The sequence below is a fragment of the Brevibacillus nigriterrae genome (genome assembly GCF_049846925.1).
Taxonomy (GTDB): Bacteria; Bacillota; Bacilli; order Brevibacillales; family Brevibacillaceae; genus Brevibacillus_H.
Map to the genome: position 1 here is coordinate 43,964 of NZ_JBNCMT010000032.1, position 24,021 is coordinate 67,984.

Annotated in this window: 21 protein-coding genes; 17 read left to right on the top strand and 4 right to left on the bottom strand. The window is 44.6% G+C overall.

What is annotated here, in order from left to right; genetic code table 11:
• The first annotated feature begins 485 nt into the window (after positions 1-485).
• From ACPW7N_RS20690 to ACPW7N_RS20715, 6 genes are all read left to right on the top strand, one after another.
• On the top strand, positions 486-725 hold the full coding sequence (locus ACPW7N_RS20690) for a hypothetical protein (RefSeq protein ID WP_425653138.1): 240 nt from the start codon (positions 486-488) through the stop codon (positions 723-725).
• A gap of 149 nt (positions 726-874) precedes the next feature.
• Positions 875-2,848: a putative thiazole-containing bacteriocin maturation protein gene (locus tag ACPW7N_RS20695; RefSeq protein WP_425653139.1), complete on the top strand. Its 1,974-nt coding sequence runs from the start codon at positions 875-877 to the stop codon at positions 2,846-2,848.
• Positions 2,845-4,788 (top strand): TOMM precursor leader peptide-binding protein, encoded by a 1,944-nt coding sequence (locus ACPW7N_RS20700; protein ID WP_425653140.1) that lies wholly within the window; start codon positions 2,845-2,847, stop codon positions 4,786-4,788. The genes ACPW7N_RS20695 and ACPW7N_RS20700 overlap by 4 nt, the downstream gene beginning before the upstream one ends.
• Positions 4,789-4,810: 22 nt before the next feature.
• Complete coding sequence (locus tag ACPW7N_RS20705; RefSeq protein ID WP_425653141.1) at positions 4,811-6,391, top strand: SagB family peptide dehydrogenase; 1,581 nt, start codon at positions 4,811-4,813, stop codon at positions 6,389-6,391.
• Between the two features lie 178 nt (positions 6,392-6,569).
• A complete protein-coding gene (locus ACPW7N_RS20710; protein WP_425653142.1) occupies positions 6,570-6,791 on the top strand; it encodes a hypothetical protein in 222 nt (73 codons plus the stop codon).
• Positions 6,792-7,160: 369 nt separating this feature from the next.
• Positions 7,161-7,790, top strand: a complete 630-nt coding sequence (locus ACPW7N_RS20715) for a TetR/AcrR family transcriptional regulator (RefSeq protein ID WP_425653143.1) — start codon at positions 7,161-7,163, stop codon at positions 7,788-7,790.
• Positions 7,791-7,931: 141 nt separating this feature from the next.
• Here the strand turns inward: ACPW7N_RS20715 and ACPW7N_RS20720 are convergent, their stop codons facing one another.
• Positions 7,932-9,329: a hypothetical protein gene (locus ACPW7N_RS20720; RefSeq protein WP_425653144.1), complete on the bottom strand. Its 1,398-nt coding sequence runs from the start codon at positions 9,327-9,329 to the stop codon at positions 7,932-7,934.
• An 81-nt stretch (positions 9,330-9,410) separates the two neighbouring features.
• Positions 9,411-9,566, bottom strand: coding sequence for a hypothetical protein (locus tag ACPW7N_RS20725; RefSeq protein ID WP_425653145.1), 156 nt, complete (start codon positions 9,564-9,566; stop codon positions 9,411-9,413).
• 191 nt (positions 9,567-9,757) lie between these two features.
• Here ACPW7N_RS20725 and ACPW7N_RS20730 point away from each other — a divergent pair, with 191 nt between their 5' ends.
• From ACPW7N_RS20730 to ACPW7N_RS20740, 3 genes are read left to right on the top strand one after another with little or no spacing between them, the layout of a single operon-like run.
• The gene (locus tag ACPW7N_RS20730; RefSeq protein WP_425653146.1) at positions 9,758-11,062 is read left to right on the top strand and encodes an AAA family ATPase; all 1,305 of its coding nucleotides are present in this window, start codon (positions 9,758-9,760) and stop codon (positions 11,060-11,062) included.
• A gap of 16 nt (positions 11,063-11,078) precedes the next feature.
• Positions 11,079-12,782, top strand: a complete 1,704-nt coding sequence (locus tag ACPW7N_RS20735; RefSeq protein WP_425653147.1) for a hypothetical protein — start codon at positions 11,079-11,081, stop codon at positions 12,780-12,782.
• Positions 12,783-12,825: 43 nt separating this feature from the next.
• Positions 12,826-13,983, top strand: a complete 1,158-nt coding sequence (locus ACPW7N_RS20740) for a glycosyltransferase family 2 protein (protein WP_425653148.1) — start codon at positions 12,826-12,828, stop codon at positions 13,981-13,983.
• A gap of 22 nt (positions 13,984-14,005) precedes the next feature.
• Here the strand turns inward: ACPW7N_RS20740 and ACPW7N_RS20745 are convergent, their stop codons facing one another.
• Complete coding sequence (locus tag ACPW7N_RS20745; RefSeq protein WP_425653149.1) at positions 14,006-14,878, bottom strand: 5'-3' exonuclease; 873 nt, start codon at positions 14,876-14,878, stop codon at positions 14,006-14,008.
• 94 nt (positions 14,879-14,972) lie between these two features.
• Between ACPW7N_RS20745 and ACPW7N_RS20750 the strand changes: the two genes are divergently transcribed.
• The 5 genes from ACPW7N_RS20750 to ACPW7N_RS20770 all read left to right on the top strand — a co-directional run bounded on the left by ACPW7N_RS20750 (position 14,973) and on the right by ACPW7N_RS20770 (position 18,281).
• Entirely contained in the window at positions 14,973-15,317 is a 345-nt protein-coding gene (locus ACPW7N_RS20750) for a DUF952 domain-containing protein (RefSeq protein WP_425653151.1), read from the top strand.
• Between the two features lie 216 nt (positions 15,318-15,533).
• Entirely contained in the window at positions 15,534-15,737 is a 204-nt protein-coding gene (locus ACPW7N_RS20755) for an alpha/beta-type small acid-soluble spore protein (RefSeq protein WP_425653153.1), read from the top strand.
• 165 nt (positions 15,738-15,902) lie between these two features.
• Positions 15,903-16,187, top strand: a complete 285-nt coding sequence (locus tag ACPW7N_RS20760) for a hypothetical protein (protein ID WP_425653155.1) — start codon at positions 15,903-15,905, stop codon at positions 16,185-16,187.
• Between the two features lie 119 nt (positions 16,188-16,306).
• A complete protein-coding gene (locus ACPW7N_RS20765) occupies positions 16,307-17,320 on the top strand; it encodes a M23 family metallopeptidase (RefSeq protein WP_425653157.1) in 1,014 nt (337 codons plus the stop codon).
• Between the two features lie 148 nt (positions 17,321-17,468).
• Complete coding sequence (locus ACPW7N_RS20770; RefSeq protein WP_425653159.1) at positions 17,469-18,281, top strand: GTP pyrophosphokinase; 813 nt, start codon at positions 17,469-17,471, stop codon at positions 18,279-18,281.
• A gap of 96 nt (positions 18,282-18,377) precedes the next feature.
• On the opposite strand, the gene ACPW7N_RS20775 is transcribed toward ACPW7N_RS20770, so the two are convergent.
• Positions 18,378-19,757 carry a class II fumarate hydratase gene (locus ACPW7N_RS20775; RefSeq protein ID WP_425653165.1) on the bottom strand — a complete coding sequence of 460 codons (1,380 nt, stop codon included), beginning with the start codon at positions 19,755-19,757 and terminating at the stop codon, positions 18,378-18,380.
• Between the two features lie 95 nt (positions 19,758-19,852).
• On the opposite strand from ACPW7N_RS20775, the gene ACPW7N_RS20780 reads away from it, so the two are divergent.
• From ACPW7N_RS20780 to ACPW7N_RS20790, 3 genes are all read left to right on the top strand, one after another.
• A complete protein-coding gene (locus tag ACPW7N_RS20780) occupies positions 19,853-21,121 on the top strand; it encodes a D-alanyl-D-alanine carboxypeptidase family protein (RefSeq protein ID WP_425653160.1) in 1,269 nt (422 codons plus the stop codon).
• 124 nt (positions 21,122-21,245) lie between these two features.
• Positions 21,246-22,331 carry a pyruvate kinase gene (gene pyk, locus ACPW7N_RS20785; protein ID WP_425653161.1) on the top strand — a complete coding sequence of 362 codons (1,086 nt, stop codon included), beginning with the start codon at positions 21,246-21,248 and terminating at the stop codon, positions 22,329-22,331.
• 46 nt (positions 22,332-22,377) lie between these two features.
• A partial coding sequence (locus ACPW7N_RS20790; protein WP_425653163.1) for a sigma 54-interacting transcriptional regulator occupies positions 22,378-24,021 on the top strand: 1,644 nt, incomplete at its 3' end.

Consider the following 24,021-nt stretch of genomic DNA (forward strand, 5'->3'; position numbering starts at 1 on the left):
TTCGTTTCTATTTTCATTTCGGATGGGTAATTAAGATCTCGATTGATCACCCTTTTGACCCTCAGGCCTATCTTTCTTAGGATTGCTATAGCATCTTTTTGTTCTTTCTTTCAAGCTAAGTGCGGCTTTATTAGGCAACTAAAGTAAAAAAATTGGCAAGGCATGATAAAAAGGCAATTTATTGAGTAACCATTAGCGGATGCTGTTACATAAATTTAAAGTATATTCGTCTGAGTATTCGTATAGTGGTCGGCTTCGTCCGTCCGGCTATTGTATCTCCGGGGTATATTCGTCATGTTGTTTTTCTGATTTATCGTTAAGTGGATGAAAAAAGCCATTAACTTAATGCTGGAGGCGGAAAAAAATGGATGATTTCAAAAAAGAACTAAAAAAGTTGAAGGTTGATCAATTCAAGGGTGGAGAAGTAACGCCTTGGGACAATGAAAAACAGAAAGATGCCATTTTGGTTCAGGGAAGATGCGGGCGTGGCAGTTGTTCTTGCAGATGTTCGTGTAATTGCTCCTGCAATTGTTCTTGTAACTGTTCCTGTAATTGTTCCTGTAATTGTTCTTGTAATTGTTCTTGTAATTGTTCTTGTAATTGTTCTTGTAATTGTTCCTGCAATTGCTCTTGTAGCTGTTTTTTTTGCACTTGCATTTTCCTATGCAGCCGTTGTTCCCGTCGCCGTTGACTTCAGGTTCCTAATGGAAACTGTGACTGCCTGAGAAAAAGAGGTAGCCTTTGCATAGGTAAGTAGTTATCTGGCATAGGCTGCCTCACTAAAGTTTTGGAATGAGGGACAAATAGCCATACATAAGATTACTGTGCAAGTGATGGTACAGATTTGATAAAGGCTCATGTAAGGAGGAGTGACATGACAAATTTGGACCCTTCTATGCGTCTGAAAGTAAAAAGGGACACGTTTTTTCTCCCTGATCCAAATGGCAGCGTGTATTTTCGGAACAACGTCGGCTCGTTCCGTATGGAAGGCAGTGATATCGATCAGTGGGTTGAACAACTGATACCGGTATTCAATGGCGAGCATACGTTGGAGCAACTGACAGACGGATTGCCGGACGATTATCGGGACCGGGTGATTGAAATCGCAGAAAGCTTATTCCAAAACGGTTTTGTTCAGGATGTGAGCCAAGATCTTCCGCATCAATTGACGAACAATGTTCTTAAAAAGTATGCTTCTCAAATTGAATTTTTGAATAATTTTGCAGATTCTGGTGCTTACCGTTTTCAGTCCTATCGGCAGGCTAACGTGTTGGCTGTAGGCTCTGGTCCATTCTTTGTCTCATTGGTTGCGGCGTTGCTGGATTCCGGCTTGTCGAGATTTCACATGCTGATCACAGATGGGGTGCCAACCAATCGACAGCGGCTGGAGGAACTGGTGGAACATGCCCACAAACTGGACTCTGAGGTAGCGATTGAGGAGCTTGCCTTAGTGAAAAAGGAAGTGAGTGGTTGGCGAGAGGCTGTGCAGCCGTTTGATTCGATTTTGTACGTGTCGCAGGAGGGTGATATAGAGGAACTGCGGGTCCTTCATGCGGTTTGCAGGGAGGAGGGCAAGATGCTTTTGCCGGCTATCTTTTTACAGCAAGTGGGTTTGGCGGGTCCGTTGGTCTATCCAGAATTTGAGGGATGTTGGGAGTCAGCGTTGCGTCGTATCCACCAATCCGCACTCTGCAAATATCCACAGCTGCAGGCTTTCTCTTCCACAGCAGGAGCAATGCTGGCAAATGTGATCGTATTTGAATTGTTCAAAACGGTTACGGCTGTGACGGAATCGAACCTGAAGAATCATATATATCTGCTTGATCTGGAGACGTTGGAAGGGAACTGGCATTCGTTCATGCCTCATCCGTTGGTAAAAGAACAACCTGAAGTCAGATGCATTGATAACCTCGATCTGCTCTTTGAACAGAATTCGGTCAGCAGTGAAAAGAACGGATTGTTTTCTTATTTCAGTACATTGACATCGTCGAAATCAGGGATATTCCATATTTGGGAGGAAGGAGACTTGAAGCAGCTTCCGTTGGCCCAGTGCCGCATTCAGGCAGCCGACCCACTGTCTGAGGGGCCCGCTGAATTGTTGCCGGAGATGGTCGTTACCGGTTTCTCACATGAGGAAGCGCGAAGGGAAGCAGGGCTTATTGGACTTGAAACTTATATTTCTCGAATAGTCAGTACATTCACGACGATACTTCCCTCTGATGAAGTAGTAGAGGGATGTATGGCAGAACCGCAGGAATATATCGGAGTCGGAGTAGGAATAGGAATAGGAGAAACCGTTGCGGAGGGTGTTTGCCGTGGTCTGCAAAAATGTTTGTCTGAAGAATTGGGCAAGCAGCAGATGGATCAAAAGCCTCAAGTAACTCGGATTCAGAGTACAGTAGAAGATGAACGTTGTCAGTTTTATTTGCAAGCATTGACCACGATGCAAGGAGCGCCAGTGATCGGTTTGGGAACGGAAGTATTCGGCTTTCCAGTTGTTTGGGTCGGTACGGGCGATAACTGGTATGGAAGTGTAGGCTTGAATGTAACAATGGCGTTGCGTAAGTCGTTGCAACAGGCATTACTTGAAGCACAAAACAAAGCGGAGTTCATTGCGACGCATGTGTTGAAGGTACCTTCCCTTCTGGTGAAAGAACAGGAGCAACAGAGCCTTTTGATTCCTGCGGTTGAAGAAGCGGCACAAAAAGAGGATTTGCAGTCAGCCTTGCAGGTTTTGAAACAGAATGGTAAGCGGATACTCATCTTCGATTTGGCACTGGAACCATTTTTGAAAGAGGAAATAGCTGGAGTGTTTGGCGTGTTGTTGCGAGAGGAGGTGTCCGGGTGAGCTCTGTCGTTATGGTTGTCGGAGCTGGGCTGTTGGCGGACTTGGTGTGCAAAGAACTGTCCCCTCAATACCAGGTCGTACATCAGGCCGATTTGAAGGCAGAAGTACCGAAAGCTGTTGATTTGGCTCTGGTGTTAAACGATTCCTGGCATCCCTCCATCCATCAAGAGGCAGAAGAAGTGTTTCAGCGATCCGGCATCCCCTGGCTTCGTGGTTTCGTTTCATTTGGTGAAGGCGTGGTCGGGCCGTTGGTTCAACCTGGTAAGCCGGGGTGTTCCCTATGTGCGGACCTGCGGCAGCTTATGGCGGGACGCGACCGCACGGAGATGTGGGAGCTGCAACAGAGGCTCGGGGAGTACGGGGGGATGCTGCATGACGCATGGGCATCGAACACTGGACTTTTGCAAATGAGCTATTTACTCGTGGCAGAGGCAGAAAGGGTGTTGAAAGGCGATCAAGCCCACTCACAAGGGCGGGTGTTTTTAATCAACCTGAAGACACTAAAGAACTCACTTCACTTCTTTCTGCCCGATCCGTCATGTCCGGTTTGCGGTCACTTGCCTGATGACTCAAAGGAAGCGGCACAAATTTCGCTACAACCTAGTCCAAAGATCAGTGTCGACAGTTACCGCTGTAAACCGATGGATGACCTAAAGAAAGTTCTGAAAAAAGACTATCTGGATTATCGGATAGGCTTTTTGAATGGGAAAATGCGTGATCTCGTGTCACCGTTTGCCGATGTGGGTGTGAATCTGCCGATGTTTACGGGAGACGAGTCAGCATCAGGTCGGACTCATTCCTATGCGGAAAGCGAATCGACAGCCATTTTGGAGGGCTTGGAGCGGTACTGTGGCATGGCACCTCGTGGCAAACGGACAGTGATCAATGACAGTTTCCACAATCTTGCGGATCAAGCGCTCGATCCTGTCAAGGTCGGGTTGCATACCAAAGAACAATATGACAGTCCTGATTATCCGTTTAAAATGTTTGATCCTGACCGACCCATCGATTGGGTTTGGGGTTATTCATTTTTGCAGGAGCGTCCGATTTTGGTTCCGGAGTTGCTTGCCTATTACGGCTTGGGCTGTGGTGATGGTTTTGTCTTTGAAACTTCGAACGGATGTGCGTTAGGCGGAAGTTTGGAAGAGGCTATTTTCTACGCTATTTTGGAAGTGGTGGAGCGAGATTCGTTCCTGATGACCTGGTACGCAAAGCTACCTCTCCCACGTCTTGACCCTTATTCCGCTAATGACCTAGAGTTGAATTTGATGATCGAACGGTTGCAGGCAGTAGCGGGATTCGATGTCTTTTTGTTTAATGCGACGATGGAAAATGGGATTCCAAGTGTTTGGACGCTGGCAAAAAGCAGGAAACAAAAGGGAGTAAATCTTATTTGTGCTGGTGGTGCCCATCCGGACCCTGTGCGTGCAGTGAAAAGCTCGTTACAAGAAGTGGCAGCCATGTTGCTGACACTTGACGATAAATTTGAGAAAAACCGGGAGAATTATGTACGTATGTTTCATGATTCGTCTCTGGTGAAGAAGATGGAGGACCATTCGATGCTATACGCTTTGCCGGAAGCGGAAGAGCGCATGCATTTTTTACTGAATGATAATCGTCCATTGCGAACGTTTGATGAGGAATTCAAGATGAGGGTGAGGCATGCCGATCTGACCGAAGAGCTGAAGGACATTCTTCAGACATTCCGCCGATTGAATCTCGATGTAATCGTGGTGGACCAGATGACACCTGAAATCTCGCGAAACGGACTGCATTGCGTGAAAGTACTGATTCCAGGGATGTTGCCCATGACGTTCGGACATCATTTTACCCGTGTGACGGGACTGGAGAGGGCATTACATGTGCCGGTGGAACTTGGGTATGCGAAGCAACCGCTCACGTATGAACAGCTCAATCCACATCCACATCCGTTTCCATAAGGCGTGATTAGGAGGCAGAAGGATGAATTTGGATGAATTTCTGTACAATCTGCATTTCGAGCCTGACAAGACCAGGCCTCTTGACTTTGAAGTGGATTGGGAAGATGCGCCACTTCCATTTAAGCTCTACCGTGGCTTGCCTGTAACTCAATTTTCTCCAGAAATACCACTTTCACTAGTAAGACTGGAAGCACCTGCGACACCCGATCTACACGATATCGGTCATTTTCTTTGGTACGTATTCGGACTGACTCAATTCAGCCATTCTCCCCCTGATTTGGACTCCACAGAACCAGCTTTTGGGCCGATACAAACGTACCGGAGGTTTATTCCCTCCGGTGGTGCAATGTATCCAAATGAATTATATGTTTATCTAAAGCTAGAAGATTTTCCCGCAGGAATTTACCATTATGATGTGGCACACCACCGATTGGTGTTGTTGCGGAGCGGAAATTTCGATTCGTATATTGCTCAAGCCATGGGTGAGCGCTGTGACATTTCAGCTTGTTTTGGTACTGTTTTTGTGTCGACCATGTTTTGGAAAAATTTCTATAAATACAATAACTTCTCCTATCGCTTGCAAGGACAAGATACTGGCGTGCTGATCGGACAATTACTGGAGGTCGCGAAACGGTTTGGCTTTGAATCGGGGGTGTACTTTCAGTTTCTTGATCGGGCAATCAACCATCTGCTCGGGCTGTCCGAACAGGAAGAGAGCGTCTATGCGGTCATTCCGCTCTCAATTGACTCTGAGATCACGTGGTTTGGGAAAGAGAATGGCGGTGATGGGATTGTTTCTGCCACCAATTTGTGTCAGGAGTTGCCAGCGATTCAGCATAATCACTACGTTCGGTCACAGAGAGTCTTGGAGTATCCGATGCTATTAAAAATGAACGAAGCGTCTTTTCAGGACTCGCCGCGATCGTTTCGCCAGATTGAAGGGGAGAAGAACTATACCTTTGAGGACCATGAAGTGACACTGCCAAAGGTGAAGCGCATGTCATATGATCTGGCATCGGTCTGCCGAAAGCGGTTTTCACCGGGACTGAATTTCTTTTTAAGCAAGGTAAGCGAAATGCAACTAGCTACTCTGTTGCAAGAGGTGACCGCTTCCTTCGTTTATCGGAATGATTTGGATGAAGAACAGGCTAATCCCCGCTCACGTGTTGCGTTGTACTGCTGTTTGTATAACGTAGAAGGCATTCAGGACGGTGCTTACCACTATGACAGTGCTAATCATGCGTTGCGTTTGGCACGTCTTGGAGATCATCGGTACTGGCTGCAAAAGGGAATGTATATGGACTTTGTAAACTTGTTCCAAACACCACTCTGCTTTCATGTGTCAGGGGCTAAGGATCACCTCATTCCAGCACTTGGATATAGAGGATATCGCATCCAACAGATGGAAGCAGGTATGCTCGTGCAACGTTTACTGTTAGCCGCGTCTGCCATCGGGATGGAGGGACACGCGCTCCTTGGATATGATTCGAACACCTCTGATGAAATCTATCAGATGGCTCCAATTGGAGAAACTAGCCTGATTCAAATTCCTGTTGGTCACCATCGTGCTAGTCCCAAGTTGGAGGGGAGCTTGCGTAGCTAGGGGCAAAAGAAGAGAGTGAGGACGAAAAAAGGAGCTGCTTCTGTGGCTCCTTTTGTTTTTTTATTTCTGTTCTGTTCGATCTCTAAATTACATTCGACAAAAAATCCTTCTTTTCACAAAAGTGATACCTGTGTTACATTTTTTATTAGAATAACAAAAAGGGTTGGGGAGTGGGGATATGGAGATGTTCAATAAGCTTACGTACATGATTATGTTAAAAGCAACATGGACAAAAGCGTTCGCATGGCTCATTCCTTCACAAATGATATATTTTTTTATGTTGTATGTAACAATTCCAATCGTTGAGAAACAAGCCGATGGCATGAAAATATTTGATTTAATGCCTTTTGGTTATTCTCCTGAATATGCTGTAAATCTGTTGCAGCAACTCGGAGAGTAGGGAAGAGAAGTGTATTTGACTTACCAGATTCCTTTGGATTTATTTTATCCGGGTTTAATGGGCATTGCTGGAGCTTTATTCATCGCCTTATTTACGAAGAAAGTAAATCCAAGAATTAATGTACTTATGTACCTTCCTTTACTAGCAGCTTTCTTCGATTATCTTGAGAATGGTATGGTGTCTATCCTGTTATTGTCTTTTCCGCACACTTCGGATGGCATCATTATAATAGCCAGCAGTTTTACTATACTAAAAAGCCTTTTGACTACTTTATACATAAGTGTACTCATGTTGTTGTTCATGTTTTTTCTTAAGACTTTGTTTCAGCACAAAGAAGAACGAAGTATGAAAAGGTAAGGTGGAAACCATATGGAGCAAAAGCTTTCCCTAAGAGAGCGGAAAAAGTATCTAACCATGTCATCCATCTTGAAGGAGTTTATTCTTTCACTTGAAGAACAAAATTTTCACGAAATCCTTCTCGAAGATGTATGTAATAAAGCAAATGTATCCAAAGTGACGTTCTTTCGTTATTTTCATTCGAAAGAAGAAGTGCTTGATTATTTTGTATTGAGATGGTGTTTTCAAAGAAGTCTTGAAATCAACTCGAACGCTTATACTGGTTTAGAAGGCATTCAGAAAGTGTTTCAATCTGCAGCAGAAATACCCAATGCCGAGAAAATACTGGTTTCCTTGCTCTATTATTACTCCAAGTTAAAAGAAAAGCCGACACAGAAACAATTAAGCGAGTACGAGCGCTATGTGATTGCAAACGGATCAACGGATGGACTTCATATACAGATATATTCCTTGAGGGAAATTATTCTATATTATCTGAGACAGATAACTGAACTGGATGTATCCAAAAGGTTGATTGTTACCGAGCATTTGTTGGCCCTTTTTTATGGGATCCCTTTTCAGGTTCATATTCAGATGCTAGGAGCGAGGTCATTATCAGAGGCCTATAAGGATCATTTGGAAATTCTGTTCAATGGATTCTAAAAGATATCGAATAATGAATAACTTTTCAAAGTCAACAAAAGCAGCAACTGATTTCCTTCCATTTGTCAGATCATAATTTCGAAAAAAACGAACCCCCTCCGCCGTACATGGCTGTGAGGAGGTTCGTTGTTCATGCCATTTTTAAATCAAAAACATAGCAACAATCGTTGTGACCACAAGCCCAATCGAGACAGGGATCAGATTGCGCCTTGCCAACTCAAATGGATCGACGCCACAGATGGCAGCAGCAGGAATTAACGCCCACGGGATCAGTGTACCGCCACCTACCCAGATCGCTGCGACTTGACCAAGGGCAGTTAAGGTTGCGATTCCAGCCCCGATGGTGTGTGAGAAGAGCTGAGCAACAGATCCAGCCAGTGTAATACCAGAGAAGCCCGATCCATCCAAACCGGTGATAACACCAACGGAAGTCAAGGTGACTGCTGCTATCTCTTTGTTGACCGATATCGTGTGGGCAAGAGCAATGCCAAGGTCATTCACGATTCCTTGAGAGCCTTGGGGCAATGTTTCACCGAACACTTTGAGGAACCCGCTGTCTCCCATATAGAAGAAGGCAGCGATTGGAATGACGGGTCCAAAGACTTTAAATCCGAATTGGAAGCCCTGTATGAGATAATCTGTAGTTTTTTCTAATCCTGCTCCTTTGTGAGCCAGCAAAGAGGATACCAGAAGGATGATCATGGATGTCCCGCCAACAAGAGCAGTTGCGTCTCCGCCTTTGAGATCGAACATGAACATGGCGATTACGTCAAACAAGAACAGAATAGGGACTCCAATCGCAAGGAAACGCCTGGTTTGATCGGTGAGTGCTACTCGTTTGTTGCTAAAGAGTGCTTTATCTTGTCCGTATGTTGCTTTGTTGTTCTTTAACTTCCCATTCTTCAAATCACGCTTTAAGAACCAGAAAGCAAGCACGGTTGTAACCAGACCCATCACGAAAACAAGCGGCACACTGGCTGCGATTACGTCCTCAACTGGAATGCCGGCAGCTTTTGCTGTTAACGTAGGAGCGCCTTGGATAATGAAATCACCTGATAACGCAATTCCATGCCCGAACAGATTCATGGCAACGGCGACACCCAAAGCAGGAAGACCGACTCGGATCGCAACAGGAAGCATGACAGCACCAATCAGGGCGACAGCCGGAGAAGGCCAGAAGAACCAGGAGATAACCATCATGACAATCCCGATCACCCAATAAGCAAGCGCAGGAGTACGGATCAAGGCGGTCATTGGCCGAATCATCGTCTCATTGACACCTGTTTCCGTCAATACATGACTCATGGCGACGATAATGCATATGATGAGAATCGTTGGCAGCAATTCTGTTATTGCATAGATAAAACTGCCGAAGATACCACCCACGGAGGAAATAATGGAGCCAGTTGCAGTAAGTCCTAACAAACCAACACCAATAATACTGATTATACTGGTGTCACGACGCAGGACCATCAACAAGATGATGAGAACAATGAATATCACATATACCCAGTGCAACAATGTCAACTCTATTCCCATGTAACACCCTCCTCCTGTCAGAATGTTCTTTCTAGGAGTAGGGTATTCATAAGGCCTATTTTGGGTGAAAGCGTGACTCAATCATTGATTAATCAACTTGCTGTGATATAAAAGACGCCAGACTTCCCATACATAATGATGGGTTACCTGATCCAGTTCTTCTGTTCGGGCAATAATTTTATAAATTCGTTCCATCAATCGTTCGTACTCTTCTTCGGACATTTGAAATTGAGGCATATCCATTCCTCCTACCATCAACAAGTGTTTCTTCCTATTGTTTCCAACCGCAAACGATCTAGTCGCTTCCTACCGGGATCTCACTAGCTTTTTCCATCTGAATATGTCACTATAGAGCCGTAAACATCTTTGTAAGAAGGTAGAGTAGGAGGGAGGCGACTCTCACAGGCTGGGAGGTACGCCGCTTACAAGTGAAGTCAAAAACAGAGCAACTGCAAGCAAAATTGGATAAAGCGATTCGTCTGTTAGAGAGTCGATTTCTGGAGCGAAACGAGCTGATTCGTTTATTACTGTTAGGGATGATGAGCGGGGAAAATGTTTTATTGGTAGGCCCTCCAGGAACAGCAAAGTCTCAATTGGCACGAGCCATTTCCCAGTTATTCGGATCGGAGCATTGGTTTGATTATTTGTTAACCCGCTTTACGACACCCGATGAGATTTTTGGGCCTGTATCACTGCAGCAACTGAAACAGGATCAATACGTGCGCAAGACAAAAGGGTATCTTCCTTCCGCGCAGTTTGCATTTTTAGATGAGATTTTCAAAGCGAATAGTGCAATCCTGAATTCGCTCTTATCGATTTTGAATGAGCGCATTTACTTCAATGGAAGGGAAAAGGAACAGGTTCCATTGCAATTTTTGATTGCCGCATCCAATGAGCTGCCAGATGAAAATGAGCAGTTAGCCGCGTTATTCGACCGATTCCTGATTCGTTATGAGGTAAATTATTTACAGACAGCAGCCAGTTATGAATCCATGTTTTCATTGCCAACAGAACCGCTTCCTGTCATTTTCTCATTGTATGATATTAAAGATATTCTAGCCGAAAGCAAACATGTAACGATCCCGGAGAGTATCATTTATTTCCTCTACAAATGTAAACAGGACATGGAGGAAAAAGAGTATGCTCTTTCGGATCGACGTTGGAGCAAAATTGGTCAAGTCTGGAAAACCTCAGCATTTCTACATGGTCGTGATACAGTAACGATTTGGGATACGGTATTTACACCGCATATGCTGTGGGATTTCCCAGAGGATTTACCAACCTTGCAGGACCTTTTTGACAAACGATTTACGGAGCTATTGAAAACGGAAGTAGAGAAGGAACTTCCGCTTCGAGCCTATAAGCAAGTGGCTGAGAAGTGGATGGACCGGGAAGATGAATTGCATGCATTTCAATTCCGCAAAGAGGTCGGCGGCAAATTGAGCAAAGATGCGCAGGAAAACTTCCGTGTGATACTGGAGGAATGTCGTCTGGAGCTGGAGGAAACAGCAAGAGCCTTGCGCAATCGACTATTGGATTGGCAATCAAAAGAGAAGGATCTTCCTGCCTACATAAAATCAAAGAACATGCTGATTTATCAAGTGGAGAAATACACAGTAAAATATACCCATCTGCGAATTGAAGGGGAACGGTTATTGCAAATGCTGCAAGGGGTGTACCGGACGGTGTTTGATCGGGAGATTGCCGGAGCCGAATACGATTATACTTTGTAAAGGTGGAGGACATGCCTTGATCATTCGTTGCAAACGCGTCGATCGATACGTGTTCGACGCTTATTTTCGTTCATCACGGGTAGCGAGAGAATGGATGGAACAGGCAAAGGAGCGTGCCCCCTGGTTTGATGATGAGCTGTTGGCAGATTTTTTTCTTTGTTTTTATCTGCAAAAACCAGAAGTTGATGGAACCAAGGAAGCGACTCCCTTTCATCGATGGATGGTGCGGACGCTGATCAAGCAATATTTTTATCAAATGATTCATCCCCGCACCGTTAATCAAGAGACAGCAGCATTCAAAACAGCGGTCAAAGCCATGATGTGGCTAACCGAGACATATGCGGAAGAAGTAAAGAAACGGGAAAAAGAACAGAATCAGATGGCCACTGGACAACAGCCAAAACAAGGACAGCAGGGCGAAGAGATGTCCAACTTCTCACAAAGGCTAACTTCCGAGCAAGTGGAACGACTAAAACTGGTCGGCTATACTTTGCAGCAAGGAAAACGAGTGGTCGAGGAAAAGCAGACAGCCTCTGATACAAAACCACTGGTATTAGAAGAAATTAAGGCGCTGAAGGAAAAAATCGAAGAACTTCAGGATGAAATGCGCAACCAGTATACGAAGCGGGCCAAGCTTGCATTGAAGGTAAAGAAAGCTGAGGAAGAACTGCATCAGCGTGAAAAGCAGTATGAACGACTGGATCGGCAAGAGAAAGAAGCTATTGAATCATTGGAAAACGAACTGGGACAATGGCTTGACCAGTCATTTAAGGAAGCACTGGAAGGGGAAGAGTCCGAGAGCCAGTTTGTGAGTGAGTTGATTGAAGCAAGTCAACGCATCGCCAATCGCAGGTGGGGCAGCGAACTGGGCAAGCTTCGTCGTCAGGCATTCGAAAAGTACATGATGTGGGTTGAGAAGCTCAAAAAGTACCCGGACATCATTGAATTCATTCAGGAAGTAGGACGCAATATTCACCTGTTCCGACTGAAACGCAAGGAGATTCGTTCCAAAAGTGTCCCCGAGGAGTATTACGATTTGCGACACTCCGGTGATATTTCACACCTCTTACCAAGTGAAGCGGTACTGTTGGCTGATCCTGATCTGGAAGCTTACTTTCAACTGAAGTGGATCGAACAAAAGCTGATGACTTATGACACAACGGGCTGGGTAGAAGAGCCTCCCAAGGGGCCTGTGATTTGTATGCTTGATACGTCACATTCCATGCGTGGAGGAAAATTGCGTCTTGCCCAGATTTTTGTCATGACATTTGGTGCGATTAGCCTGTTGGAGCAACGTGACTTTCATCTGATCCTGTTCGGAGCAAAAAATGAGCTCGTGGAATCATCCTTGTTCGCTCGTAAACCAAATTGGGACAAATTCTATGAAATCGCCAAGTTAGCCTTCGGTGGAGGAACACACTTTGACAACCCGATCAAAAGAGGGATTGAAATTGTTGAGAATTCTCCAGCGTTTCGAGGCGCTGATTTTGTCATGGTGACAGATGGTATTGGTCGAATTTCTCCTTATGTACAGGATATGCTGGCTGATTTGGGGAAGCGTAAACAGGTGAAGCTGCATTCCTTGCTAATCGGTGCTGCCCGTCAACATCTGGTACAGCAGTATGATATTTTGGGTGTTTCTCATCAGATTCGTTTTGCGACCAGTTGGGAGACCAGGGATGAAGAAAATACTGGTGTTCTATTGGATGTATTTGAATGATGCCAGCACTTATGATTAAGGCAGAAGGGAAGGGAATCACAGCGTGCTACTCATTGGTGTACTTTTTTTCGTGGTCTGGTTCGTGTTTATTGTACGTGGACTGCCCGGATTGCTGAAGATTACGCAGCTCCTTCCCTCTTCGTCACGAGAGTTGCCTCATCCAGAAAAAGAATGGCCACTGGTCAGTGTCATCGTAACTGCCTGCAATGAAGAAAGAGGGATCAGGCAAGCGCTTCAATCATTGCTTTCACTTGATTATCCGCATTACGAGATTATTGCTATCAATGACCGCTCGACTGATCGAACCGGAGATATTCTTGCATCTCTTGCTAAACAGGATCCGCGAATTCTGGCTGTGCATATTGACGAGCTTCCTGCGGGGTGGCTCGGGAAAAATCATGCGCTCTTTCATGGGGCCTGCACGGCCAAAGGAGAGTGGATTTTGTTTACAGATGCCGATGTGGTTTTCCATCCGTCTGCGCTGACCATTGCGATGTCTCATGCACTTAAGAAGCAATTGGATCATCTGGCATTGGCACCTCGCATGATCTCCCATTTCTTTTGGCTGCGAGGATTTATCTACTTTTTCCTGTTTAATTTATTGCTTGTCTTTCGCCCGCAAAATGCCAAAAATCCAAAATCGGATGCACATATGGGCGTAGGGGCTTTCAATCTGATTAAATCATCAACGTACAAGGATATCGGCACTCATCAAGTGATTCGTAATCGACCTGATGATGACCTCAAACTGGGTGAGTTGGTGAAGCGAAAAGGGTTTGCCCAGGATTTCGGTATTGCAGAAGAGTTGCTGCAGGTGGAATGGTACCAAACCATACCTGAAATGATTCGTGGATTAGAGAAAAACACGATGGCCCCATTCGAATACCAGCCTGTGCGATTGGGTCTGTCATTGATTCCGTTTGCTTTCATGTACTTTCTTCCGTTTGTTGGTCCATTCGCTACAGACGGCTGGACTCGGGCGATGTACATTGTAATGTTTCTCCTATGCCTATTTTATTTTTGTCTGTATGATCGTTTCTCGCTTATGTCGATTGTGTATTTCTTACTCTCTCCGATCCTAGCCTCCCTATACATCTTCACACTGGTACGGGCGGCGTATTTAACCGTGAGAAGAGGCGGGATTGTCTGGAGAGGGACGCTGTATCCACTGAAAATGCTGCAAAAAAAATACCCCGTATAATTCGGGGTATTCAAGGTTAGCATTATCCAACTCGTGAGATGCGGGCGAATTCGAGCTCATGAAATTTCTCCCGGACAATGGAGCTATCGAAATTCCAGTATGCATCTTCATGCGTAAAGTCAACAGGAGCATCACAAAGTATGGTTGCCAGTTTGCGGCTCAAGAAAATTTGTTCCTTGTGTTCTTCGAGTTTGGAGCGGGTTTTAGCTGTCAGACTGTCCAGATTTTCATACAGTCCTTCCAGACTCTGATGTTCTCGGATCAGTTTGTACGCTGTCTTTTCACCAATGCCGGGGCAGCCGGGGATACAATCGGATGCATCACCTTGCAATGCTTTCACCTCCACAACCTGATTGGCAGATATTCCACGCAGTTCAAGCAGGCTTTCTGGAGTGTAGTGTTCATGCTTGCCGCCGTTTTTCAGTATTTTCACGGAAACGAAATCGTTCACTAGCTGCAAGCTGTCATAATCACCGGTAGCGATCACAACCCGATGTCCGTCTTCGGCGAGCTTCGAACTGACAGTCCCAAGAATATCGTCACCTTCGTAGCCAGTCACACCGAGATTGGGAACAGAAAAAGCTGACACAACTTCTTTCACCAGATCAAACTGGGGAATCAGCTCAACAGGTGCTTCGACACGAGTAGCTTTATATCCATCAAACCATTGTGTTCTAACTAGCGTTTCTTTTCCGGCGACATCCCATGCTACGATTACATGCGTTGGCCGAACCAGATCGACATAATCCAACATCATTTTGGTGAAGCCAGATACTGCATTTGTATAAAGACCGGTTGAGGTTTGTTTGATTGTTCCACCCCAGGAATTCGCATAGAAAGCGCGGAACAGAAAGCTCATACCATCAATCAACAAATATTTAAACGGTTGTTTCATTTTGTCGAACGCTCCTCTCATTAAGCCTCGTCCATTATAACATATCTGCCTATTCGGGTAACAAAACTACTACACATTCACAAAGGAGGACATTATGTCCATTATCTATTGTTTGGTGCCACAGACGTATTGGAGTAACTATCAAGGGAAAGCTACTTATATTCCTAGAGATTATGAACAGGAAGGATTCATTCACGCAACCAAGGGAGAAGATTTTCTGGTTAAGGTTGCCAACCGGGTGTATGCAAATTTTAATGAAGAGCTTTATGTACTGGTTATTCAAGAGGACCGGGTTACGTCTGAAGTCAAGCACGAGATGGCAAAGGATGGGAACCTCTATCCGCATATTTACGGAGAATTAAATCAGGACGCCATCCTTGAAATCAGACGAATGCAAAGGGAAAACGGAAGCTGGGGCATAGGTGAAGTTACCTACTAATTACCATGTATGGCTTTTGGATAAAGTGGGATGATAGTAACACCAAGTTGAGAAGTCATCTCAAACGATCAAAAATCAACATAAGTAAACAAGGAATATTCAGAAGTACATACCATTGGTTGTTGGCAGCATTGAGTAGATGGGAGCGTCTACTGAATGCTGCTAATAACCAACATTAGTAGCAAAAATCCAAATAAGGAATGGAGATGAAAGGTTATGGCAAATCAAGGTGGAGGAAACCGCAACAACCTTTTAGTTCCACAAGCTAACCAAGCTCTTGATCAATTGAAGTATGAGATCGCCACAGAATTTGGCGTACAACTTGGCGCAGATACTACATCTCGTCAAAACGGTTCAGTGGGTGGAGAGATCACAAAACGTCTTGTCTCCTTCGCTGAACAACAATTGGCTGGTCGTTAATTCAACCAGAACAACTGAATAATTGGATGATGAAGGGTCCCTTTATGGGGCCCTTTCTTTGTGTACATTTACGCCCATTTCCGCAAGTATGGTGCAAACGCACAAGCACATTAGCGGACTAGTCATATGGTAATGTGTGAGTATCTGTGAGGAGGGTGGTTTTGAATGAAGAAAAAAGAAGTAAAGAAATTATTAAAAGATAATCCTGATTTCGCCATTTGGGTAAAAAAAGATCCGAACAGACTGTCGAATATACGCAACAATCCAAGTGATGCCATGAAACTGATGGCGAGATGGAAATCGGAGACAAGGAAAAAAATTAATCCATTTTCCATCGATTTTGAAGCGTTGTCTGATAAAAGCAAACGAGCCAGTGCCATGCTAGGTAGTATCCAATCGGTAATGGAAATGGTAGCTGAATACTCAAAAAATGAGAGCAGAAAACTATAGGGAAAAGGGACTTATGCCTTTTTCCTCTGTTTATTTTTGGGACAACTGTTCCTTGTCTTTGAAAAAGTTAGGAAGCTTCTCATTCTCTTGTTATACTGGTACAAAGGGGGATGATGGAGTTGAAAGGTTCTTTTGTGCGATACCTGATTGCAGGTTGTTTTGTAGCGTTAGTCATTCTGTACATAACACAACAAAAAACGATCCCCCAGACAAATCCAACGTCAACAACATCTGATGTAACGCAATTACAATCCAATACGTCTATATCAAAGGCACCTCCAGCAACAGAAACTTCCAAGCCGCCTGTGCCTGCGCCTCCGACTCCAGAAACAACGACAGCAGTGAAACAATCGGAGAAACTGCCAGAAAAACAAATACAATCAATAGCAATACTCCCACAAGAGTTGTTCCCAGGGGACGTTATTTATTTGGAGAGTACTGAGCATCCAACGGTATATCTCTGGGACAAAAAGTTCAATCTGCAACCGATGGAAAAGAAGTTTGTTCGCTTTATTCCGATCCCGTTGGAAACTAAGCCAGGCCTTTATCCCATTTTATCTGGTACGAAAAAGTCAATTGCTACTGTTCAAATTAAAGCAAAGCAATTCGCAGTAGATGAAATTACTGTAAGCGAGCAAATGGAGAGCATGCAACGCAATACGAAGCGAATCAATGCTGATCAACAGAAAATCAATAAGGCACGTTCTACCTCATCGCCCAAACCATACTTTAATAACACATTCATTGTTCCCGTTGAAGGAGAAGAGACGACACCGTATGGTTATAGACGTGTAGTGAATAAAAAACCAGCCAATCCACATCTTGCTATTGATATTGCCAACAAGGAAGGAACTCCGGTGCTCGCCAGTCAAGACGGGAAAGTTGTTCTTGCTGATACGATGTATTTGAATGGTAACATGATCATTTTAGATCACGGATTGAGGGTCTATTCGACGTATTCACATTTGTCGGTTGTTAACGTCAAACCGGGAGAAATGGTCAAACGTGGTCAAGTCATCGGAAAAGTGGGAACAACTGGGTTCTCCACAGGACCACACCTGCACTACGCTATGTTGATCGGGAATACATTTGTTAACCCTAACTCGTTTTTTATGAATCATTTTATGAAGTAAGCTGTTTTTTCTTGTTGAAATAATTGATCAATCAACAGAATTTTTGTTTAGAAAATAGATAAAGTTGAAGGATTTTGAATAAATATGTTGAAAAAGTTACCTATAAATATGTAACTGACTCCAACCTGCATGGAGGTTATGTAATCTAATGAACACACTGATACCAAAAAAAGTATTCAATTCACTGGTAGGGTTTCTCGCACCCTATGAACAGGCCGTCGATGAATTGAAGCTCAAGCTCAAGGGGATAAAATACGGCTTTCAAAAAATGGGTAGGTATTCTCCGATTGAATTTGTTGTCGGGCGAGTCAAAAAAACGGATAGCTTGCTGAAAAAAGCAAGAGAAAAAAATATCGATTTTAGCCATGAAAACTGGCAAGAAATTCTCGGGCAAGAAATTACGGATATCGCAGGCTTGCGAGTCGTTTGTCGTTATATAGATGATGTAAGGGAAGTCCAGCAGTTGCTGCAAGAAAGAGAAGACATTGAGATTCTGGATGTGAAGGATTATATCGGGAATCCCAAAGAATCCGGGTACCGCAGCATTCATATGATTTGTGCCTACACCGTTTATTTTGGTGGATTCAAGAGAAGGATTATATGTGAAATACAAATTCGTACCTTGGGAATGAACTTCTGGGCAACCAATGAACATGAACTTCGGTATAAGTACGCAGGTAATATTCCTGAAAACGTATTGCAACAGTTAAGCGAAGCTTCTACCATTACCAATCAATTGGATGAGTTAATGAATAACCTGCGCCAGGAAATTATGACGCCGGTTTCGAACGAAACGTCACTAGAGGATAAGCTGGAAGAAATCTTTTCCTTGTACGTGAAGCAGGATTTTGAGTCTGCCGCAGCCTTGTATCGTGAACATTTGAGTCAGGCTGAGGGAACCTTCCATAATAATCCGAAGTTTCAAATGATCAATGAATTGCTAGGTAAAAGACTACGTTAATGACCAAGCCTCTTCCATGTCAAGGAAGAGGCTGGTTCTTCTTGCAAGTTTGTGGCCCAGCTTGATGCAGAGATAGTTTGTATCGGGTGGGTTCACTTACACATGCTGATTGGGATTTAAGGCATGTTCCAATTGTTCTCTTGATAGTGAAGTATCACGATAGGCGACTTCCCGGATGGTCTTATTTTCACGATAAGCGGTTTTGGCGATTGAAGCAGCATTTTCATAGCCGATGTATGGATTGAGAGAGGTAGCCAAAGCAAGGCTTTGTTCTACATAGAATTGGCATCGTTCTTCGTTTGCTGTTAAACCCTCTATACAACTCGAGCGAAATACGTCCATGGAAGTGGTAAGTATGCTAATAGATTGAAGTAGATTGTAAGCGATTACGGGCATCATGACATTGATTTCGAGTTGGCTTCCCAAACCTGCTGTCGTGATAGTGGCATCGTTGCCAATCACTTGGCTGCACACCATGTAGAGCATTTCTGGAATCACAGGGTTAACTTTGCCGGGCATAATGGACGAGCCTGGCTGAACGGCAGGAAGCGTAATTTCGGCAAGACCTGTACGGGGGCCAGAACTTATCAGGCGGATGTCACTGGAGATTTTGATCAGATGGACAGCTAGTTCTTTCAGCGACTGACTAACGGTGATAGCGGCATGCGTATTTTGCATAAAAGCAAAGCGATCAGAAGGCTGTGTAAAAGGTTTGCCTGTTCGTCGGGCAATTTCTTCGGTGGTACTTTGCGCATAGTCAGGATGGGCATTAATGCCTGTTCCAACTGCATTTCCTCCGATTCCAATTTTGAGAAGCTCTCTTGAGGCTAGCGCAATTCGTTCATGGCACAGCTCCAATGTCGAGGCATAACCACTAAACTCTTGTCCCAATCGAATCGGCACAGCATCTTGTAGATGAGTTCTGCCTGATTTGACAATCGGAAAAAATTCAACTGATTTACGACGCAGTGCATCTTTTAATCGTGTAAGTGAGGGTAGGAGTTTCTCTTCGATTTCAAGAAGAGAGCTTATATTGATCGCAACATGGATCGTATCATTGGTCGATTGTGCCATATTGACATGGTCATTTGGATGAACGTGTGTGAATTCACCCCGTTTTCCACCCAATTGTTCATTTGCTCGATTGGCGATCACTTCATTGGCATTCATATTTTGTGAAGTGCCTGCTCCTGCCTGGAATGCGTCGACAACAAACTGATGATCCCACATTCCGGCTATCACTTCTTCAGCGGCTTGTATAATTGCTTGTCCCACTGGTTCCGTCAAGAGACCGAGTGAACTGTTCACTTGCGCTGCGGATGCTTTAATGATTCCTTGTGCATAGATGAAGCTTCGAGGCAGTCGGAGTCCACTGATCGGGAAATTGTTGATCGCCCGTTGGGTTTGTGCATCATAATAGGCTTCACTTGGTACTTGAACAGTTCCTAGAGTATCGTGACTGATACGGAATTCCATTTTTGTTCCCATACTGGTTTACCACCTTTCCATTCATTTCATATCATTCGCAACTTGTCCCAACTTATGTGAATTGGTAAAGTGGTACTTGGAAAATGATTATTACGAAAGGATTTTCCTACATGCGATATATGCTTCTTTGTTTTTTCCTGCTAGTTTCAACCTTTTTTCCAATGAGCAGTGCAATTGTTCATGCCAACGAACAAAAACTAACGTCAGACCTGATTCTAGGACAGTCGGCAATCCTTATCGATGCAACGACGGGTACAGTGTTATTTCAGAAAAATTCCGAAGTACCCATGTATCCTGCAAGTATCACGAAGATAGCCACAGGAATCTTTGCCATTGAAACAGGTAAATTGGATGATATCGTGACAGTTTCTAAAAATGCTCGCTATGTGGATGGTACACGGGTATACCTTGCTGAAGGGGAGCAGGTACCCATGAAAAAGCTTATCTACGGGCTTCTCATGCATTCTGGAAATGATGCCGCAATTGCCATTGCAGAACATATGGCGGGAAGTACTGAGGTTTTTGCTAGTGAAATGATGAAGTATCTCAAGGAACGTGTGCAACTTGATAAGACAAACTTCACGAATCCGCACGGCCTGCACGAAACAAACCACTATACAACTGCTTCGGATATGGCAAAAATCGCTCAATACGCCATGAGAAATCCGCTGTTTCGCGAAATTGTCGCTACCAAGAGGCTCCCTTGGGACGGCAAAGAGTGGAAGTCTGAGTTGGTGAATCACAATAAAATGCTGGTGAACTATGAAGGTGCAACCGGAATTAAAAACGGATTCACTGATCAGGCTCGCCACACGCTTGTTGTTTCTGCCAAACGGGAAAATAGTGAATTTATTGCAGTGACCATGAGCGCACCATCGAGTGGTTGGGCTTACCGTGATGTTACAAAGATGCTTGATTATGCCTTTGCCAATTTTGAGACTGTCAAAGCGGCAAAAAGTGGGGAAAGATTCACTGTATCAACAGAGGGACAAAAGCCTGCGGAAGTGGAGTACTTCTTTACGGACAAGCCTTTGTTCGTCACTGTTCACAAAGGTGCATCGATCGAGCGCAGTATTTCTCCATCAGGGCACCTAACAGTACGTGAAACAGGTGCTTCAAAAGAGGCACTGAGTACCACCTTTCCGTTGCAATCCAAACAAGTGCCTCAAGTTGCCGAGTCCCGCTCGGACTTGTTTTCCACAGCAGATGGCGAAGCGTCGAACGAAACGATGTTATATCTGATTTTTGGCGGTTGGCTTGCGTTGAACTGCAGTATGGTCTTTGCCTTCCTTTCTCGTAAAAAAAGGACCACGATCCTTGAGCGCCGAAGCAATAACCGATTTGGCTCGTAATTTCATACAACAGAATAAACATCCGGCAGATTACACAACAAGATGTGGTCTGCCTTTTCGTATGGAAATAGGTTGAAAAACAAAAACTGGTGAAGATGAATCTAGTGGAGGAGGTAGAACTAGGGTGAGTGTCGATATTGTTTGTACGATCGGACCGACAAGCCAAGACCAAGATACATTGCGAGAGTTAATCGCCCACGGAATGACCGTTGCCCGAATGAACATGTCACACGGTGACCATCGTGTTTTACGGGAAGTCATTCAGACCATCAGAAGGCTTGCTAGTGAACAGGGAAAGAAAGTCCGTATCATGGGTGACCTGCAGGGACCAAAAATTCGTTTAGGTAAGCTGAAGGAGCCCGAGGTAACACTGACAGAAGGAAACATCTTTCGCATCTACAGCAATCCAATCATCGGTGATGAAAATCAAGTGAGTGTGGATTATCCGGGAATCACACAGGATGCAAAGCAAGCGTCCCGCATCCTGATCAACGATGGCGAAATTCAATTACGAGTGAAAAAGGTTCATCCCGATCATCTGGAAACAGAAGTGTTGGTCGGTGGAAAAATCTCCAGCCACAAGGGTGTCAACCTGCCAGGTGTGTCCATTTCCATGCCAGCACTTACAGAAAAAGATAAACAGGATATTCGATTCTTATTATTGGAAAAGGTAGATATGATCGCATGCTCTTTTATCAGAACTGCGGCACATCTGGATGAGATCCGGACCTTTGGCGGAATCACGCAGGGACATCCACCCCAAGTAATCGCCAAAATAGAGACGATGGAGGGTATTCGCAACTTCTCGTCGATCCTGGCCAAATCAGATGGCATCATGATTGCTCGTGGAGACCTGGGAGTAGAATTGCCGTTTCCCTGGATTCCACTCATCCAAAAAGCGATCATTCTCGAATGTCGCAGAGCCAATTCCTATGTGATTACAGCAACACAGATGTTACAATCAATGATAGACCATCCGATTCCAACCCGTGCGGAAGTCAGTGATATTTTCCAAGCAGTCATCGATGGTACACATGCCGTCATGCTGTCAGCAGAGACAGCAGCAGGAGAGTATCCGGTCCAAAGTGCGGAAGTGATGAAGACGATTGCACGTTTTGCAGAGCGGGTACATACCAATCAGCCGTTTGATCTGGGAGATATGATGGACTTGCTGGCAGAGGATTACCCAATGGTCGTTACCTCGTATTGAGAAGACAGATAGAGACTTATCTAGATGATGATTGAGGAGAAGCATCATGCGAGTAAAAGATTTAATGACCCGATTGCCCTTTCAATTGCTTGAACATGACACGTTACGTACGGCGCTTTCTTATATGCAGGAAAGTAAACTGAATACGCTACCAGTCATTCGGGAGGACCGGACACTTTTTGGAGTTGTGACACGCAGCATCATGTATCGAGCGATCCTGCAAGATGTCCCGCTAGATACACCGATTGCTCCTTTCATTCGCAGAGATGCCATTACTCTTACGGATGATACCCCATACAATCAAGTGGTGGAAATGGTTCAACAAAGCGATGTAGGAACCGGAATTGTCGTCGATCAAGGTAATCGTGTGGAGGGCTTGTTCACGAAGACAGATATGATCATGTATCTGTTAAAATCTTCAACCGTTCTGCGTGAACAATTAGAAACGCTTCTTGGCTCGATTGATTTGGGTATATTGATGATCGATCATGCTGGAGAGATCATGTATGCGAACACCGCATTCAGTCAACTGATGAAACAATCACAGAATCTTACCGGTGAATTGGTTCAACAAATCCTGCCGACGATGGACTGGCAGAGCATCCTGCGTGATAGGCAGGTACCAGCACCACAAAAAAGATCGGTGGGAGAACAACAAATTCTCGTTCAGTTCTCCCGCTTTTCTACGATTTCCAATCAACAGGGGATCATTGCAGTATTCCAGGAGTTAACTCACTTGGAAACGATTGCGCATGAATTAAAGACGGTACGCAATCTGCATCAACTGCTGGACACCGTGCTGGAACACGCCTATGACGGAATTGTCATGATCGATTCAATCGGGAAGATCAATTTTCTTTCGCAGGTAATGTGCGAATTATTTGGCACTTCACAAGAAATTGCCATAGGTAAGCCTGTCGATCAAATTTTCCCGAGCTTCCAGTTACCCATTGTGTTGCAAACAGGAATTGCAGAGATGAGTGAAGTTCTGGAGATCAACGGAATTCAATACCTGATCCATCGCATTCCGATTCTCTCTGATAAAAACATTGTGGGCGCTATCGGTAAGGTAATGTTCCGGCAGCTAAAGGAAGTACGGGAGGTAGCCAAACGCCTCGATCAATTGGAAAGTGAAGTAGCCTATTACAAAGAACAGTTAAAAAAGCACACGTCAACCAAATTCACCTGGGATCATATTATCAGCAACAACCCACAAATTGAGCGGTTAAAACGAATCGCCAATCAAGCATCAAAAGGTCAATCGACGATCATGTTGCGAGGGGACAGCGGGACAGGCAAAGAATTGTTTGCTCACGCCATCCATGCATCTAGCAATCGAAAAAACGGACCGTTCATAACGATCAACTGTGCTGCCATTCCCGATCAGCTACTGGAATCTGAGTTATTTGGTTATGAATCTGGGGCATTCACTGGTGCAGATCGGGCGGGAAAGCGGGGCAAATTCGACCTTGCTAACGGAGGAACCTTGTTTCTGGATGAAATCGGGGATATGTCCCCCCACTTGCAAGCCAAGCTGCTGCGAGTGCTTCAGGAGAGAGAATTTTACCGTGTAGGAGGATCGGAACGCATCGAAGTCGATGTTCGAATCATTGCTGCTACACACAAGCCACTAGAAGAATTAGTGGAAAGTGGACACTTCCGCCAAGACTTGTATTATCGCTTGCATGTC